This is a genomic window from Segnochrobactrum spirostomi (genome assembly GCF_009600605.1).
Taxonomy (GTDB): Bacteria; Pseudomonadota; Alphaproteobacteria; order Rhizobiales; family Segnochrobactraceae; genus Segnochrobactrum; species Segnochrobactrum spirostomi.
This window is the reverse complement of sequence record NZ_VWNA01000002.1, coordinates 34533-52520: the sequence shown is the minus strand read 5'-3', so window position 1 is coordinate 52520 and position 17988 is coordinate 34533. Positions and strand designations below refer to the sequence as shown.

General features: G+C 69.3%; 9 protein-coding genes. 8 read left to right on the top strand and 1 reads right to left on the bottom strand.

Translation table 11 applies throughout. From position 1 onward, the window contains the following. Positions 1-401: 401 nt before the first annotated feature. Complete coding sequence (locus F0357_RS18815) at positions 402-6650, bottom strand: autotransporter outer membrane beta-barrel domain-containing protein (protein WP_153487491.1); 6249 nt, start codon at positions 6648-6650, stop codon at positions 402-404. A gap of 504 nt (positions 6651-7154) precedes the next feature. On the opposite strand from F0357_RS18815, the gene F0357_RS18810 reads away from it, so the two are divergent. From F0357_RS18810 to F0357_RS18775, 8 genes are all read left to right on the top strand, one after another. Beyond that, positions 7155-8888 (top strand): mechanosensitive ion channel family protein, encoded by a 1734-nt coding sequence (locus F0357_RS18810; protein WP_153487488.1) that lies wholly within the window; start codon positions 7155-7157, stop codon positions 8886-8888. A gap of 146 nt (positions 8889-9034) precedes the next feature. Further along, the gene (locus F0357_RS18805) at positions 9035-10054 is read left to right on the top strand and encodes a nucleotidyltransferase family protein (RefSeq protein WP_153488717.1); all 1020 of its coding nucleotides are present in this window, start codon (positions 9035-9037) and stop codon (positions 10052-10054) included. Between the two features lie 456 nt (positions 10055-10510). Then, the gene (locus F0357_RS18800) at positions 10511-11992 is read left to right on the top strand and encodes an APC family permease (protein WP_208948474.1); all 1482 of its coding nucleotides are present in this window, start codon (positions 10511-10513) and stop codon (positions 11990-11992) included. Then, the gene (locus F0357_RS18795; RefSeq protein WP_208948473.1) at positions 11989-12858 is read left to right on the top strand and encodes an alpha/beta fold hydrolase; all 870 of its coding nucleotides are present in this window, start codon (positions 11989-11991) and stop codon (positions 12856-12858) included. The genes F0357_RS18800 and F0357_RS18795 overlap by 4 nt, the downstream gene beginning before the upstream one ends. Continuing rightward, on the top strand, positions 12845-14176 hold the full coding sequence (locus tag F0357_RS18790) for a tetratricopeptide repeat protein (protein WP_153487477.1): 1332 nt from the start codon (positions 12845-12847) through the stop codon (positions 14174-14176). The genes F0357_RS18795 and F0357_RS18790 overlap by 14 nt, the downstream gene beginning before the upstream one ends. 269 nt (positions 14177-14445) lie before the next feature. After that, entirely contained in the window at positions 14446-16038 is a 1593-nt protein-coding gene (locus F0357_RS18785; RefSeq protein WP_153487474.1) for an ABC transporter substrate-binding protein, read from the top strand. Position 16039: 1 nt separating this feature from the next. After that, positions 16040-17122: an ABC transporter permease gene (locus F0357_RS18780; RefSeq protein ID WP_312861730.1), complete on the top strand. Its 1083-nt coding sequence runs from the start codon at positions 16040-16042 to the stop codon at positions 17120-17122. After that, positions 17119-17985 carry an ABC transporter permease gene (locus F0357_RS18775; protein ID WP_153487470.1) on the top strand — a complete coding sequence of 289 codons (867 nt, stop codon included), beginning with the start codon at positions 17119-17121 and terminating at the stop codon, positions 17983-17985. Before F0357_RS18780 ends, F0357_RS18775 begins: the two co-directional genes overlap by 4 nt. Positions 17986-17988 lie beyond the last annotated feature (3 nt).

Sequence of the window (17988 nt, the reverse complement as noted above, 5' to 3'; positions counted from 1 at the left end):
CGCGCCGCCGCCGCAGCCTGGGACGGTGCGTGTCGGCGCGGCCGCAGTTTCCATGCGGCACGTTCTCGGGAGATGCGTACCAATTCATGATTTGTTTCGAAGCTTATAAATTATCAGGCGATGCCGTGATTTGAAATCGCTGGCGATCAATGGAACTATTTCGTACTATATACCGCAATTCTCGCGTTTGTTTGCGCAATTCTTGCAATATTTAGTGATTTTCTGCTATCTCTGATCGCAATATAATAGACAGTGCGGTTTTATAATTTCCATCCGTAAATGCGTATCCGGGATTTCACGCGCACGCTCAGTTGCACTCTGGGCGATGCGTTCCTATGCAGCCCGGACGAGGAGAGGGAAGGGGAGGCCGCACGAGCGGCCCGCAGGGTTTGCTCTCCGCCTCAGAATTTCATGGAGAGGCGGAGCGAGAGTTCCTGGCCGACGAAGTCGTTGGCGAGCTGGGCGCGGTATTGGCCGCGTACCTCGTAGCCGTCCCGGTTCATGAACTGCACGCCGCCGCCGACGTCGAGCAGCGCATTCGGCATCTCGTTGCTCGTCTCGTACGAGATCCCCTGCGTGCCCCCGTACGAGAACGTCGACGTCGTGTTGATGCTGTTGCCCGCCACGAACATGCCACCCACCCCGACATAGGGCCGAACCCACGCACCGTCCCCGACATTGACCCGTGACCCAACCTCGAGCACCGGCTGTAGCACGCCGCTCCAATGGTCGATCGAGCCCGACGACACGCTCATCCCGTTCGCCGCGAACGTGTAGCCCGGCATCGAAAGATGCAGCACGTTCACGTCCACATAGGGCCGCACATACCACGTCTGGAATGCGAACTCGTACGCCGCCCGCAGCTTCAGGCCGGCCGTCCAGAGGTCCGTGTCGTTCGACGCCGCGCCCTGCTGCGTCCCGACCACCAGCGTGTTGTTCGTCTCGTACGTGCCGTAGCCGGCCTGCAGCGACGCCGCCAGCAACAACGGCCCCATCTGGTGCTTCAGCGCCACCGAGACGTCGCCGCCCGTGCCGTTCGTCGAGCTCAGCCCGCTGCTCGCCTGCAGCCAGCTCATGTTGTAGGCCGCCGTCGCCCCGAGATACCAATCCGGCGCCACCTCCCATTGCGCACCGACCCGGTAGCTCATGCCGCTCTGGTTGAAGCCTTCTCCGTCGCTGCCGCCGAACCGTGCCATCCGCGAGCCCACAACCCGCGACCACACGCACTCGCCCTCGTGAATGCGCAAGCCGTCACCCTCGAACGCCGGGCAGCTCAGCGACGCATTGAGCGAATCGAGCGATTGGAACGACTGACCCACCGCCGGCTGGTTGTTGCTCTCCGACGCGCTCGCGCTGTTTACCAGCGCCTTGAACTGCTGCTTCGTCGTCAGGTTCGCCGCCTGGGCGAAGAAGCCCGCCATCCCGGCATTGCTCGAATCCCAGGCGGTCTGCGCGCTCTGAAGCATCGAGCGCTCGGTCTTGGTCAGCGCCCGCGACGTCAGGCTCTGCGCCTTGGCCAGGAACGCCGCCGACGGCGAGATCACCAGGCTGTTGCCGGTCTGCGCCACGCTCCACGAGATCGGGCTCACCGGGCTCGCCCCCGCCGTCGCCGGCACCCCGCCAAACAGCATGTTGGCGGTCGTCACCACGGTGAAGTTGCCCGGCAGCAGACCGTTCACCGCATAAGGCTTGATCGCCACGCCACTCACCTTGAGGCGGTCGGCCGTCAGGACATCGTTCGACTGCACGTTGGCCCCAATCCGACTCACGTCCGCGAGCAGCACACCGCCGAGGTCCAGCGTCCCCTGCGTCACACTCGCCGTCGCGATCTGACCGACACCCCCCACATCGAAAGTGCCCAGGTTCTGGAAGAGGTTCGCATAGGCCCCGGCGCCGGGACCGCCGAGCTTGATCGTGCCCGTCCCGGCGCTGCGGTAGGTGCCACCCGCTTCGTTGGTGAATTGATTGCGCTCGGTGGTCTCACCGGTGCCGAGGTCGACATCGCCGACGACGGTCCCGTAGTTCACGACCATATCGTTGCCGAACGACGTCAGGATCGCCTTGCCGGACGCCGCGCTGATGACGGAGCCGGCACCGATCTCGATCAAGTTCTGATCGCCGCCGTCGATCCCGATGGCCGCGCCATCGCCGGAGCCGCCTTCGATCGTGCCGGTATAATCGATCGTGACATCGCCGCCGCGTCGCGTCGCATCGAACGAGCCGTCGGCATTCTGGGAACCGCTCTGAGCGAGGATGCCGAACGACCCGGCACCGGTCGCCGAGATCGAACCGCCCGCCAGAGTGATGTCGATGGCACCGCCCTGGCCCGTGCCGCGGGCGGAGGCGTCGGCGTTCTCCGGGGCGGGGTGTTCCGCGTTCGGGCCTTGCATAAGACGCGCCGATGCGCCACCGCCGCCGCCGATCGACATCGCCCAGATGCCGTGTGCGGTGGTCCCGCTCGTCTCGAGGGCGAAACCGGAGGCGGCGGGATCGCTTTGAATCACGATCCGCCCGCCGTCGCCGCTGGTGCCCGCGGCGCCGCCATAGATAGGCAGGTCCTTGCCGAGAAGACTCGAGACGCCGGCATAGCCGCCGCCGCCGCCGATCGATTGCGCGAAGACGGCCGTCGCGAGATTGCCGGAGGTGGCGATCCGGGCATTTTCGCCGGCAAGCGTGACGCTGACCGGTCCGCCGTCACCGGCCGCTCCGCCCGAGGCCCCGAGCGACGCCGAATAGGTGACGCCGTCCGGGGCACCGATGGTGTTCGCGATGCCACCGCCGCCGCCGACCGATTGGGCGAAGACGCCGAACGCCCCAGCGCCGGCCGTGGAGATGGTACCGGACACGGTGACGCCGACCGCCCCGCCGTGGCCGCTCGCCCCGCCCGAACCGCCCAACGAGAGGCTCGCCGAGGTCCACGTCGCAGGATCGCTCGCACCATCGTCCTTGGGTTCGCTGAACCCGAAGAAATCCAGAAGGGCCGAGACGATCGCCTGGGATAGGCCGCTCTCGGCCGCAACCTGCGTCTCCACTGCCGCCGCCTTAGGATTGACGAGGAAGATGCCGCCGCCGCCGCCGATGCTCTGGGCGACGAGGCCATGCGCTTCCTTGCCGGTGGTGGCGATGCTGCCCGCATTGGCGATCGACACGTCGCCACCATCCGCGCCGGTGCCGCCGGCCCCGCCGATCGACAGGCTGAGCGCGATGTTCCGGTTGCCGGCCCCGGGCGAAACGACCCCCGCGCCGCCGCCGCCGCCGATCGACTGACCGACCAGACCATAGGCGGCTGCGCCGGCGGTCGAAATCGAGCCGGTGTTCGAGAGCGTGACGGTGCCGCCCGCGTTGCCACCGCCGCCGCTGCCACCGAGCCGGCCGCTGACGTTGGTGCTGCTCGCCCCGGACGCATAAGCGAGGCCGCCTTGGCCGCCACCGCCGCCGACCGACTGGGCCAGGATGCCGTGCGCGCCATCACCGAGGGTCGCGATCGCGCCGGCGTTGTCGACCGTCACCGCGCCGCCGACATTACCGCTCCCGCCGTTGCCGCCGACCGACAGGACGAGCGACACGTCGGGCAGTTGGAGCGCGTTGGCCTGGCGCGCCGCCAGATAGGCCTGCGCATTATCCCGGAATGCGCTAAAATCCTTGTAGAACTGCGAGTCTTTGAAGCTCTTGGCGATGCTCTGATAGAAGTCCGTTCCCTCCACTGCCGTCTTCATCGTGGTGAGGAACAGGACGATCGCCTCCTTGCTCGGCGTCAGATTGTTGTCGGCCGCCCATTTGTCGAAGGCATCGGCGTTGGTCTCGGCACGAAGCTTGAGCCAGAGCGCATTGACGTTGTCGGGAATGCTGCTGCGGTCCGCCTTCAGCGTGCCGCCACTGCCACCGCCGCCGCCGATCGATTGCGCCAGGATGCCATGGGAGGCATCGCCCTTGGTGGCGATGGTGCCGCCTTGGGTGATCTCGACGGTGCCGCCACTGCCGGCACTGCCGCCGCGGCCGCCGATCGACAGGTCGGCGCGAACCGTACCCTTCGCCGCCGCGCTGCCGCCGCCACCGGTCCCACCGCCGCCGCCGACGGACTGGGCGAAGAGACCCACCGATTGGGCGCCGGCGGTTTCCAGCCGGGAGCCCGCCGCCGTCACGATGACGACGCGCCCGCCATTGCCACCGCTGCCGCCCGTTCCGCCGATGACCGTCGTGGCGGTGACGCTGTCGGCGAGCGGCAGTGCGTGGGCGAGGTCGTTCAAGGTCTTGTCGAAGGTGAGGCCGGAAGCGACCGTCGCGACGACCTCGCCGCCGTTGCCGCCGCCGCCGCCGACCGATTGGGCGAACAGCGCCGCCGCGCTGTTGCCGCTGGTCGACACGACGCCGCTATTGTCGGCTTGGACGGACCCGCCGGACCCGCCGCCTCCGCCACGGCCGCCGACCGCCAGGGCGTAGGCGACGTCGGCATAGAGGCCGAGCGCGTTCCCCGTTGAGACCGCCGCGCCGCCATCGCCGCCGCCGCCGCCGATGCTCTGAAGAAGGAGGCCCGCCGCCGAATCGTGGCTCGTCACCACCGTGCCGCTGTTGTCGATATGGACGGCCCCACCATTGCCGCCGGTTCCGCCGCTGCCGCCCACCGCTGCCGTGACGTTGAGGCCGAGCGAATCCGGGCTGACCGCGACCGACAGCCCGTAGGCGAGGGCGTTGCCGCCCTCACCACCGCCGCCGCCGACGCTCAGCGCTCGGATACCGACGGAGCCGACGCCGCCGGTCTCCAGGGTCGCCGTGTTGGCAATATCGACGGTGCCGCCGGCGCCGCCGCCGCCGCCCGATCCGCCGACGGCGGACGAGATGGCGATGGCCGGCAGGCTCAGCCCCGACACCACGGCGGAGAGCGATGCGGAATAGGCGCGGGCATCGCCGCCGGTGCCACCGCCGCCGCCGATGCTGGAGGCCGCGATCGCATCGGCAGCCTCGCCCCAGGTGGTGATCGTCGAGGCATTGCGGACGGTGACCACGCCGCCCGCCCCGCCGCCGCCACCGCTGCCGCCCACGGCAACCGAAGCCGAGAGGAGCAATCCGCCCGACGCTGCGGTCGCGTAGCCGCCGGTGCCGCCGCCGCCTCCGATCGACTGGGCGAGCACGCCCGTCGCGCGGTTGCCGGTGGTGCCGATCCTGCCGCCGGTGCCGTCGAAGGTCACCGCGCCGCCGTCGCCGCCGCCGCCACCCGTGCCGCCGATGGCCACCGCCAAGAACGCCCCGATGCCGACGTTGCCGCCACCGGTGCCGCCGCCACCGCCGATGCTCTGCAGGAGCGCGCCGTAGGCCGCATTGCCGCCGGTGCTTAACGTCCCGCTGTTGACGACGACGACCGCGCCGCCATTCCCGCCCGGCCCGCCGCTACCGCCCGTGCTCCACGGCAGGATACCGCCGCCACCGCCATTGCCACCGGAATGATCGGTGGTCGGTGTGCCCGCCTGCAGCGCGTCGAGCGCATTGCCGCCGCCGATGCTCTGGGCGACGATCGCTGTGGCGCCGATCTTTCGCGTCTGGATCGTACCGGAATTGGCGAGGCTCACGGCCCCGCCCGAGCCCGCCGCGCCGCCAGCCCCGCCCGAGCCGAAGATCGCCGTCTTGCCTTGGCCGCCCATGCCGCCGACGGACTGCCCGATGATGCCGAAGCTGTAGTTGCCGCGCGTGGTGATGGTGCCGGCATTGGTCACCGCGATCGCGCCGCCGTTGCCGCCGTCGGCGCCGGGCGCCGCCTCCGTCAGGGCGCCGCCGCCGCCCCGGCCGCCGCTGCCGCCGACGCTCTGGGCGATCACGCCGGACGAATTCTCCCCGGTGGTTGCGATCTTGCCGTTGTTCGTCAGCGTGACCGAACCACCGGCACCGCCCTCCGAGGCATAATAGGTGCTGGTGGTGCCGTCCGCGTCGCCGCCCGCGCCACCGTTCGAGGCGAGCACCACGGCCGGCGCGTTCGCGCCCGTTGTAGAGACCGTAGCTGTGCCGGCGAGGGTCGCGACGACTGCGCCGCCGGCCCCGCCGGAATCGCGCTGCATGCGCTCCTTGCTGGTCCCGCCCGGGGCGCCGCCCGTGCCCTGACGAACGCCGGCGGCGCCGCCTTGGGAGAGGAGATAGAGTGCCGGGGTCGCGCTGCCCGTCGTCGCGACATTGGCGCGGAGGTCGAGCGTGACGGTTCCGCCGAGGCCGCCGGCGCCGATGCCGCCGTTGTCGGTCTTGTAGCCGTATCCGCCGGCGCCGCCCTTCGAATAGAGGAAGAGGAGCGGCGTCGCGACGGTGTTCTCCGACCCGCCGGAGACCGTCGCCGTTTCGACGAGCGTCACCGCCCCGCCGTCGCCGCCCTTGGCGCCCGCGATATTCTTGTCGAGAAAGCGCCAACGCCCCTCGCCACCGGCCCCGCCGACCGAGCCGAGTTCGATGATGGTGGGCCGCGCATTGGCGATGATCGTGGCGTTGGTAAGGTTCACAGGCGTTCCGGCGAGGCCCGGCGTCGCGACGGCGGCGGTGGTCGCATTGGTGCCGTTGGCACCCGTGTTCACGATGCGGATCGGATCCGCCGCGCGGGCCTCTTCCGCCCCCGCCGCGATCGCAGCGAGCGCACTCACGCCGGTCAGGAGCACCACGACGCGATGCCGAACCATCGCCACCCGATCACCTGCACCGCACCCGACATGCAACGCCACCTGCCGCATCATTCCCCCTTCGAGCCTCGTCATACGCACGGGGCGACCGTGATCGCAGGCACCGATCGGAAGCCTGCACGCGGTGCACGGACGGCCGCGCGTGGCGCGATGCCGTGCCGAAGCGACGAGCCTCGTCGCTCGAGGCCTTCGAGACTGCCCGTCGCCAACGGAAAAGTGGCCGGCGCTGGCGCGCCGATGGCACGCCAGCGCGATCTCACGCCCCCGCCAAGCCCTCGGCGGGCCGCGATACGGACCGCCTTCAACCCGACTTGTTCCTTACGCCCAAGGCGGCTTGTTTTTTTAAACGAAGAAGTACGATTTCTTCGACGTCGAATTTACGGGTACGAGCGCGAGTATTTACCGGCCGAGAGCGCCGGCCTATACACGAAGCGCACCCGAAGGGCTCCTTAGCAGCGAGCGGCTCCGCTCCTAACTTATTTTATATAACCGCAAGAGATCGCAATGGCGGCGCCGCATTTCTCGACAGAGCCAGAGAGCGATCGCGCACCGCACCGCGGGCGGCGGCCTGCATTCTCGATTGCCGCTCTCGGCCTCCTCCTCCTCGCCCTCCTGGCGTGGGCGGGCCCGGCGCGGCCCGAATCTCTCAGGGCGAGCGAACCGGTCGACACCTCGAGCCCGAGCGCGACCTACCAATCGTTCCTGAAAACGGTGCGGACGATCGAGGCGCGCTATGCGGACTATGCCGCCGACAAGACGCCCGCGAACGCGACGGCGCTGCGCCAAAGCGTGCGGCGGTCCCATCGTCTTCTCGACCTCAGCGATCAGCCGCCGGCCGTTCGCGGCAAGGTCGCGGCGATGGCGATCGGCTATTTGCACGACCTCCTGGCGCAGGCGCCTCCCATCGATCCGGCGACCATTCCCGGCGCCGTTCCGACCGATCCCGACAAGCTGCCGCCGCGATGGATCATCCCGGGCACCGACATCGAGATCGCCCGCGTCGCAGCCGGCGAGACGGCGGGCGAATATCTCTTCAGCGCCCGCACGATCGACGACCTCTCCGCCGCTTACGAGGAGATCGCGGGCACCGAGCCGCTCGCAAGCCCCGGCTATCCCTCGCTCCATCGCCTTCAGATCGCGGTTACCGGCCCCTTCATCCCCGACGCGCTGATCGCGCGCGTACCGCCCGCGCTCAACGAGATCGTGCTCGACACGCCGCTCTGGAAGATCCTCGCGACCCTCGTCATCGTGCTCGCCGTGCTCATCGCGGCCGCCCTGTGGGCGCGGCTCGCCTGGCTGATGGCGCGCCGCGCGCAGCCGACGGTGCGCTATGCCTGGCGCATCTCGATGCCGCTCGTCTTCCTCGCGCTGTTCTCGGCGTCCGAATGGGCGGTGCTCGACGAACTCAACCTGACCGGCACCTTCGCCGTCGGCGAGCACGTCTTCTCCTCGGTCGCCCACTATCTCGCCGCCGCCTGGATCGCCTGGACGGCATGCTTCCTGGTGCTCGAGGCGATCATCGCCTGGCCCAAGATCCCGCGCGACGTCTACGACGCGCACCTGCTGCGCCTCACGGCGCGGGTGACGGCGTTGCTCACGACCGGGGCAATCCTCGCCTATGGCGCCAACGAGATCGGCATCCCGGCTTTGGGGCTCGTCGCCGGCTTCGGGGTCGGCGGCATCGCGGTGGCGCTCGCCGCCCAATCCACCATCGAGAACCTGTTCGGCGGGCTCTCGATCTTCGCCGACCGTCCGTTCCGGATCGGCGACGAGATCGAATATGCGACCGACCTCGAACACATCGGCGGCGTCGTGGAGGCGATCGGCCTGCGTTCGAGCCGCATCCGGGCGACGGACGGCACCCTGATCTCGGTGCCGAACGGCGACCTCGCGAAGGTTCCCATCACCAACCGGACGCGGCGCGACAAGCACCTATTTCGGCGCAGCTTCGCCGTGCGCGCCGACGCCTCGGCAGCGCAGTTGCGCACCCTCCTCGCCCGCCTGCGATCCCTCGTGGCGGCGCTGCCCGAGGTGGACGAGCGCACCCGCGGCGACCTCGAGATCACGATCACCGACCTCGACATCGACGCCATCACCATCGAGGTGCGCGCCTACGTCCTCGCGCCGGACGCCCGCTCCTTTCACGCCATCCAAGAGCGCCTGATCTTTGGCATCCTCGACGAGATCGAGACGCTGGGCGCGGCGATTGCGGGACCGGGCGCACCGGCGGAGGCGTAGGGGGAGGCCATGAACCTCCGGTGGGCACGCGCACTTCGCCGCCGCCACATCTCCAAAGCCAACAGGCCGGCCGACCCCGTGTTCAACAAACTTGAAGTTCGTTGAAGATCGCCTATGCTCAACGGATATAATTTCCGTTGAACATCATGATCGCGCGCCACTCGACCCTCGCCCACGCCGCCTATCACGATCTCCTGCGCTCGCTGCAGGACGAGGCGGTTTCCGATCTCCGGGGCACGCCGACGCGGGTCGAGCGGCGGGGCCGCATCTATTGGTACGACACCTACCGGGTCGGCTCCGACGTGCGGAAGGCCTATATCGGCGAGGACAGCGAGGCCCTGCGCGAGCGCCTCGACAGCCTCGCCGCGCTGAAGGCAGACCGCGAGGCGCGGCGGCGCGCCCGCACGCGCCTGATCCGCATCCTGCGGGCGGAGGGCTTCATGGGCGTCGATGCCGGCACCGGCAGCTTGCTCGCGGCGCTCGCCGGCGCCGGGGTCTTCCGCCTCGGCGGCACCATCGTCGGCACCCACGCCTTCCGCCTCTACGAGGGCGAGCTCGGGCTGCGCTACGGGCTCGACGAGGCGGCGCAGACCGACGATCTCGACATCGCGAGCTTCGAGCGGCTCTCCCTCGCCCTCGCCGATACCGTGTCCGAGCCGTTGCAGCGGGTGCTCGGCGACTTCGCCTTCGAGCCGGCGCCCTCGCTCGAGCGCGCCAAGGCCTGGCGCTGGCGGCAGACGCGCAACGACCTCCTCGTCGAATTCCTCACCCCGAGCTTCAGCGACACCGAGGAGCTACGGCCGCTGGCGGCGCTCGGCGTCCACGCGCAGTCGCTGCATTATCTGAACTACCTGATCGCCGAACCGATCCTCGCCGCGGTGCCGTATCGTTCGGGCGTCATGGTGCAGATCCCGCGGCCGGAGCGCTATGCCGTCCACAAGCTGATCGTCGCCGACCGCCGCGCCGGCCGCGACGCCCTGAAGGCGCGCAAGGACCTCCTTCAGGCGGCCTTCCTGATCCGCGCCCTCGCCGAGGACCGCCCGGACGACCTCACTGAGGCCTATGCCGACGCCCGCGCCGCCGGCCCCCGCTGGCGCGACCGGCTCGACGCGTCGCTGGCTCGCCTGCCCGAGACGCGGACGATTTTGGAGGGAGTCGCGCGATAGGGGCGGGGCAAGCCGACGGGATGCGGCCGCTTTGGAACACCCTTGCTGCGCCGAGCCTCGGTTGTTGGCACAAGGCAGCACGGCGGGCCCTTGCGGGCGCAACGAGACCTTTCACGAACGCGCCGCGAGACGATGGGAACGTGTCCCGAGCGTATGCACCGCGAGACCCGGGTGAATCCACCCCGCCGGCGGCGTTCGAGCGCGCCGGCTTCGTCCGTCTCTCGCCGCTTCGGCCGCGGGCATCCGTCGACCGCCGCCCTCAGCAAACTGCCGCAAGGCTCGCCACTAGAACGGCATGACAAAGCGGCGCCTTGCTTTAGAATACTATATTTATAGACTAACTTGACAATAAAGCACTCCGCTTCGATGCTGGATCATCACAGGGCTGAGCGGAGGCGCAATCGGTGCCGGGTGCTTCGCCTGGACCTTCTCGATGCCCTTTCTCGGAGCCGCGCCATGAGCCCGACCGATGCGGTGACAACCGCCATCCGCCCCACGCCCCGAAGCACCGCCACGCTCGCCGCCAATCGCTTGTCGCTCCCCGAAGTGGTGGCGCAATCGATCGGCACCGTCGCCCCGTCGGGCACGCCGGCGCTCGTCATTCCCGTCGTCTTCGCCGTCGCCGGCAACGGCACGTGGCTCGCTTATCTGTTCGCCACCATCGCCCTCCTGTTCGTCGCCTGGAGCGTCAACCAGTTCGCCCGCCACACCGCGAGCCCCGGCGCGCTCTACGTGTTCGCGGGGCAGGGGCTCGGCGGCCTCTGGGGCGTCATCGCGGGGTGGTCGCTCCTCATCGCCTATCTCTTCACCGCCGGTGCTGTGATCGGCGGCGCGGTGAATTCGCTGCTCGTCCTCGCCCACACCTTCGGCGTGCAGAATTCCGATCAGGCGCTCACCATCGTCGTCAGCCTCGCGGTGATCGCCGGCGCCTGGTTCCTCGCCTATCGCGACATCCGCCTGTCGACCCGTACCACCCTCGCCATCGAACTCGCGACCGTGGTCCTGATCCTCGTCGTCGTGATCGGCGCCGTCCTGTTCGTCGGGCCCGTCGTCGACAAGGCCCAGTTCTCGCTCGAAGGCGTCGGATCCGATCAGCTCCGGCTCGGCCTGGTGCTCGCCTTCTTCAGCTTCGTCGGTTTCGAGAGCGCGACGACGCTCGGCGCCGAGGCCAAGGACCCGCACCGCGCCATTCCCCGCGCGGTGTTCGTCAGCGTGCTCGCGATCGGCCTCCTCTTCATCATCTCGGCCTATGGCCTGACCAGCATCTTCCACGGCCAGACCGTCTCGCTCGACAAGGCCGAGGCGCCGCTCACCACGGCGGCGGAGGGGATCCACATCCGCTTCGTCGGCAGCCTCATCGATCTCGGCGTCGCCCTGAGCTTCTTCGCCTGCACCCTCGGCAGCATCAATGCCGGCGCCCGGGTGCTCTTTGCCCTGTCGCGCCACGGCCTGTTCCACCGCTCCGCCAGCGCGGCGCACCATCTGAACGCGACGCCGCACGTGGCGGTGAGCCTGCTCGCGGTTATCGCGATCGCCCTGTCGCTCGGCCTCACCCAATCGGGCCACGGGCTGCTCGACACCTTCGGCCTGCTCGGCACCATCGCGACCTACGGCTTCCTGTTCGCCTATATCCTGGTCGCCGCCGGCGCGCCGTTCTTCCTGCGCAGGATCGGGCACTACAAGCCCTGGCATGCGCTGGTCAGCATCATCACCATCCTGCTTCTGCTGATCCCGCTCGCCGGCAGCCTCTATCCCGTGCCCGCGTGGCCGTACTCGATCCTGCCTTACATCTTCCTCGGGCTGCTCGCCCTCGGGGTCGCCTGGTTCCTGCTCCTGAAGGTCTTCTCGCCGGCTTCGCTCGCGGCGCTCGAAGCGGATCTCGTCCCGACGAGCCAAAGCGAGGCGCAGGTCCAAACGCAGGCGAAGGTGCGGTCGTGACGGCGGATGTCGCAGAACCCAGCACGACGAGCCGCCACGTCACGCTGAACGACGGCCGTCGGCACCATTATGTCGCGGTGGAAGGCGAGGGGCCGACGCTCGTCTTCCTGCACGGCTACACGGACAGTTGGCGGAGCTTCGCCCCGCTGCTCCCCGCGCTCGCGGGCGCCGGCCGCCTGCTGCTCCTCGATCAGCGTGGCCACGGCCTCAGCGAACGGGCGGAGCGCTACGCCATCGCCGACTTCACCGGCGACGCCATCGCCTTCATCGAGGCGGTGGTGGGCGGGCCGGTCCATCTCGTCGGCCATTCGCTCGGCAGCATCGTCGCCCACCGCGTCGCCGCGATCCGCCCCGACCTCGTCGAGAGCCTCATCCTGATCGGCCCCGCGCGGACCGCGGCCGGTCATCCGGGCCTCGCGGAACTCGACGCCGAACTCGCCGCACTCGGGGAGGATATTCCGCCCGCGTTCGTGACGGCCTTCCAGCGCGGCACCACGCACCGCGAGATCGGCGAGGCCGACCTCGCGGCCTTCGTGAGCGAGAGCCTGCGGCTGCATCCGGACACGTGGCGCGGCGCGCTCGCCGGGCTCGTGAACGATCCGGACGTGCCGGACACCGTTCTCGACCGGCCGGCCCTCCTGTTGTGGGGGGACCGGGACGCCGTGTTCGACCGCGGCGCGCAAGCCGATCTCGCCCGCCACCTCGAGCGGCCGACGGCGATCGATTATCCCGAGGTCGGGCATGCTCCGCACTGGGAGATCCCGGACCGGGTCGCCGCCGATATCCGCGACTTCATCGGGGCGCCCGCACCGCGCGGTGACGCCGCCGCACGACCTCAGAAGGACCTTGCCGATGCCGCTCGATGACCAGGGCTTGTCCGTGACCGGGGAGGCGGCCTCGGTGGCCGCACTCGATCGCGCCGTCGCCGATTATTATGCGTGGCGGGGCGACCCGCTGGCGGTCCTGCGCGAAGCCGCCGACGCCGATCCCGCCTTCACCCTCGGCCACAGCGCGGTGGCGTCGCTCCTCGTGCTCAACGGCGTTCCCGGCGATCACCCCGCGGTGCGGACCGCGCTCGACAAGGCGGAAGCCTCCGCCGCCGGTGCGACGGCCCGCGAGCGGCATCATTTCGGCGCTGCGAAGGCCTGGGCGGCGGGCGAAATCATCGGCGCGACGGAGATCTGGGAGGAGGTTCTGCTCGACCATCCGACCGACGCGCTCGCGCTGCGCTTCGCCCACGACAGTTATTTCTATCTCGGGCACTCGCAGAGCATCCGCGATTCCGTCGCCCGTGTGCTCCCGGCCTGGGACGAAGCGGGCCGCAACTATGGCTACGTCCTCGGCCAATATGCCTTCGGGCTCGAAGAGGCGGGAGAACTGCGCCACGCGGAGGAGGTCGGTCGCCGCGCCCTCGCCCTCAATCCCGAGGACGCTTGGGCGGTCCACGCGGTCGCCCACGTGCTGGAGACGGAGAGCCGGCAGGCGGAAGGGATCGAGTTCCTGAAGGCGTCCCGCCCGGCCTGGAGCAAGGCGAACGCCCTGTCTGTCCACAACGGCTGGCATCTGGCGCTCTACCTCATCGAGCAGGAGCGCTTCGACGACGTGCTCGCAGACTACGACCGCCACGTCGCGCCGCGCCTCGGCGAAGATTCCTTGCTCGATCTCGTCGATGCCGCGGCGCTGCTGTGGCGCCTCGAACTCGCCGGAGCGGACGTCGGCGCGCGCTGGACGCCGGTCGCCGCGCAGTGGCTCACCCACGTCGACGACCACGTGCTCGCCTTCAACGATCTCCACATCGCCCTTGCGGTGTCGCGGTCGGGCGATCCGGAGGCGCTGCACCGCTTCACGGCCTCGCTCGACGCCTATGCCCGCGACGGCCGGGGCGACAACCACGCGATCACGGTCGATGTCGGCCGCCGCCTGATCGACGGCGTCCTCGCCTTCGCCGCGGGCGATCATCGCGGCGCGATCGATCGGCTTCTCCCCGTGCGTTACAAGACCATCCGCATCGGCGGCAGCCACGCCCAGCGCGATCTCCTCATCCAGACGCTGATCGCGGCGGCGGAGCGCAGCGGGCAGACCAACCTCGCCCGCGCCCTGCTCGCCGAGCGCCTCGCCGTGCGTCCGACCGAGAAGACGCGGCGCGCCTATCTCCGCGCCGATGCCGCCGCGGGTCACGCATAGGGCCCGTCACACCGATGAACGGCGCGACGAGACGGCGCCTGTTGCGGCGCGGCGGACGTTCATTCCGCCGCGCCGAACTTTGTGGGGGTATAGGGAAAGATTTTTCCGCTTCTACGGATTTCTGAGAAATAATGTCGTCGCCGTCGAGGGTCCGTCGCCGCTAGGTTGCGATCCATTCGGTGGCGAGCCGTCGACTGAAGCGCCAGCCTGACCTCGCCGCCCGACCCCCTTTCGCCCGCCATAAGCTCGGCCCAGGACAGAGACGACAGATGACGAGCCCCCTGAAAGCTTCCCTTCTCGCCGGCGCGCTCCTCGCCGGCACCGCCCTCCTGGCACCGGCCGAGGCCGCGACGCCGCCGGGCATCCTCGTCGTCGCCCAGCCGATCGACGACATCGTCAGCCTCGATCCGGCGGAAGGCTTCGAGCTGACGACCGTGCAGTCGTTCAACAGCCTCTATCAGCGCCTGGTCGAATCCGATCTGGTGAAGCCGACCGAGCTCGATCCGGTCATCGCCGAGAGCTGGCAGGCCGGCCCCGACGGCCGCTCCCTCGTGTTCAAGATCCGCGACGGGGCGAAGTTCGCCTCCGGCAACCCGATCCGCCCCGAGGACGTGATCTTCTCGCTGTCGCGGGCGGTGAAGCTCGACAAGAGCCCGGCCTTCATCCTCAACGAGCTCGGCTGGAAGGCCGACAACGTGGACGGCTTCCTGAGCAAGGTCGACGACAGCCACGTCAAGGTCGCGTGGCCGGCGAAGGTCGGCCCGTCCTTCGCGCTGTCGATCCTGTCGGCCCCGGTTGCGTCGATCGTCGATGAGAAGACGGTGTCGGCGCATGTCGCCAACAACGATTACGGCAACGCCTGGCTGCATCAGGCCTCCGCCGGTTCCGGCCCCTTCAAGATCAAGGCCTACAAGCCCCACGAGGCCCTGGTGCTCGATGCCAACGCGGATGCCGTCGGCGGCGCGCCGAAGCTCAAGGGCATCATCCTCAAGAACGTGACCGATCCGGCCGCCCGCCGTCTCCTCGTCGAGCAGGGCGACGTCGACATCGCCCGCGATCTCGGCGCCGACCAGATCGCCGCCCTCAAGGGCAAGAGCGACCTCAAGGTGCTCAGCGTGCCGTCCGCGGAGATCGATTATCTCGCCTTCAATCTGGTGAGCCCGACCAATCCGAACACCAAGAACCCCGCCTTGTGGGAAGCGGCGCGCTGGATCGTCGATTACCAGGGCATCTCAAAGGACCTCTTGAAGGGCCAGTACAGCGTTCACCAGGCGTTCCTGCCGTCGGGCTTCCCCGGCTCGCTCGACGACAACCCGTTCAAGCAGGACATCCCGAAGGCCAAGGAGATCCTCGCCAAGGCGGGCCTCGACAAGGGCCTGACGATCAAGCTCGACGTCATCAACCAGCCGCCCTATCCGCAGATCGCCCAGGCGCTGCAATCCGACTTCGCCAAGGCGGGCATCACGCTGGAGGTCCAGCCGGCGGTCGCGAGCCAGTTCTATTCCAAGATCCGCGGCCGCGAGCACGAGGCAGCGCTCCTGTTCTGGATCCCGGATTATTTCGACGCGCATTCGAACGCGAGCGCCTTCGCCATCAACCGCGACGACGGCACCAAGACGGTGGCGTGGCGGCAGGGCTGGGTGATCCCGAAGCTCTCCGATGAGACGCAGGCGGCCGTCGAGGAGACCGATCCGGCGAAGCGCGCCGAGGATTATCTGGCGATCCAGAAGGCGGTGCAGGCCGACAGCCCGTTCGTCGTCATCCTCCAGGCCAACAATCAACTGGTTCTACGCGACGACGTGAAAGGCTATGTTCAGGGCCTCAACGCCGACCAGGTCGATTATGCCGGAGTGACCAAATAACGTGACTGAACGCGCCGCGGAGCCCGAGATCGGCGTTTCCGTTCCCCGCCGGGCCACCGCCCGGCGGGGTCGTCGTTTTGTATGGGGCCTCGTTACCTGGTTCGCCACGCTGGCGGTCACGCTCGCCGGGCTTCTCGTCTTCACCTTCGCCCTCGGCGAGACGTCCCCCGCCGATCCGGCGCTGCACCTCGTCGGCGACCATGCGAGCGACGCCACCTATCAGGCGGCGCGCCGCTCGCTCGGGCTCGACCAGCCGGTCGCGACGCGCTTCGTCGCCTATGTGGACCGCGTGCTCCACGGCGATCTCGGCACCTCGTGGGCGACCGGCGATTCCGTTGCCGCGGACATCGCCCGGGTCTTCCCGGCGACGCTCGAATTGTCCACCGTCGCGCTCGCGATCGGCACGATCGTCGGCCTCACCCTCGCAGTGCTGTCGGCGCTCAGGCCGGGCGGAACCCTCGACGCGGTGGTGCGGATCGTGTCGCTGATCGGTTATTCCGTCCCGATCTTCTGGCTCGGGCTCCTGATGCTGCTGCTGTTCTATGCCCGGCTGCATTGGGCGGCGGGGCCCGGCCAGCTCGACGATCTCATCGCCTACACGATCGACCGGCCGACCGGCTCGGCGCTCTTCGACACCTGGCTTTCCGGGCAGCCCGGCGCCCTCACCGACGCCCTGAAGCACATGATCCTGCCGGCGCTGGTGCTCGCCGTCCACGTGCTCGCCGGCATCGCGCGCCTGACGCGCGCGGCGCTCCTCGCCGAACTCGACAAGGATTATGTCGTCGCCGCCCGCGCCCGGGGCGCGGGACGCCTGCGCATCATCCTCTGCCATGCCCTTCCCAACGTCTCGGGCGTCGTCGTCACCGTGGTCGCGCTCGGCTACACGACACTGCTCGAAGGGGCGATCTTCACCGAAACCGTGTTCGCCTGGCCCGGCATCGGCCGTTACATGTCGACCGCCGTGTTCGCCGCCGACATGCCGGCGATCCTCGGCGGCACCCTCGCCATCGGAACCGCCTTCGTGACCGTCAACGCCGTCGCGGACCTCATCGTCCGCCGTCTCGATCCCCGGGTGCGCGCATGAGTGTCGACGCCCTCGAAGCCCCGGTCAGCCTGGGTGACCGCAACATCCTCGGCGGTCTCCTCAAGTCGGGCACCGCAGTCGCCGGCCTCGCGTTGCTCGGCCTGTTTCTCTTCGCCGCCGCCTGCGCGCCACTCGTCGCCCCCTACGACCCGATCGTCCAGGACGTCGCCAACCGCCTCGCGCCGCCGTCCGCCGCGCATTGGCTCGGCACCGACGGGTTCGGCCGCGACCAGCTCTCGCGGCTCATCTACGGCACGCGGCCGACGCTCGGGCTCGTGTTGCTCGTCACCGTTGCTTCGCTGCCGCTCGGGCTTGCGATCGGCATCGTCGCCGGCACGGCGGGCGGCTGGGTCGAGCGCATCCTGATGCGGCTCACCGACATCGGCATGGCCTTTCCGCGCCTCGCCCTGGCGCTCGCCTTCGTCGCGGTGTTCGGTCCGGGCCTCGTCAATGGCGCGCTCGCCCTCGCCATCACCGGCTGGCCGGCTTATGCACGGCTCGCGCGGGCGGAAGCGAGCGTGATCCGGCGCAGCGACTTCCTCGCCGCGGCCGAGATGGGCGGCATCCGCGGGCCCCGGCTCCTGTTCGGCCACGTGCTGCCCGTGGTGCTGCCGAGCGCCACGGTGCGCATGGCGCTCGACATGGCCGGCATCATTCTCGCCGCCGCCGGCCTCGGCTTCATCGGCCTCGGCGTGCGGCCCCCGACGCCCGATTGGGGCAGCATGGTCGCCGACGGAACGACGGTGATCTTCGATCAATGGTGGATCGCGGCGGCGCCGGGCACGGCGATCCTGTTCGCCAGCCTCTCCTTCAATCTCATCGCCGACGGGTTGCGCGACGTGCTCGACCCGCGCCACGGCTGACCG

Coding starts and splice junctions, on each gene's coding strand:
- F0357_RS18815 (WP_153487491.1), bottom strand. CDS start 6,650: ATGGTTCGGCATCGCGTCGTGGTGCTCCTGACCGGCGTGAGTGCGCTC.
- F0357_RS18810 (WP_153487488.1), top strand. CDS start 7,155: ATGGCGGCGCCGCATTTCTCGACAGAGCCAGAGAGCGATCGCGCACCG.
- F0357_RS18805 (WP_153488717.1), top strand. CDS start 9,035: ATGATCGCGCGCCACTCGACCCTCGCCCACGCCGCCTATCACGATCTC.
- F0357_RS18800 (WP_208948474.1), top strand. CDS start 10,511: ATGAGCCCGACCGATGCGGTGACAACCGCCATCCGCCCCACGCCCCGA.
- F0357_RS18790 (WP_153487477.1), top strand. CDS start 12,845: ATGCCGCTCGATGACCAGGGCTTGTCCGTGACCGGGGAGGCGGCCTCG.
- F0357_RS18785 (WP_153487474.1), top strand. CDS start 14,446: ATGACGAGCCCCCTGAAAGCTTCCCTTCTCGCCGGCGCGCTCCTCGCC.
- F0357_RS18775 (WP_153487470.1), top strand. CDS start 17,119: ATGAGTGTCGACGCCCTCGAAGCCCCGGTCAGCCTGGGTGACCGCAAC.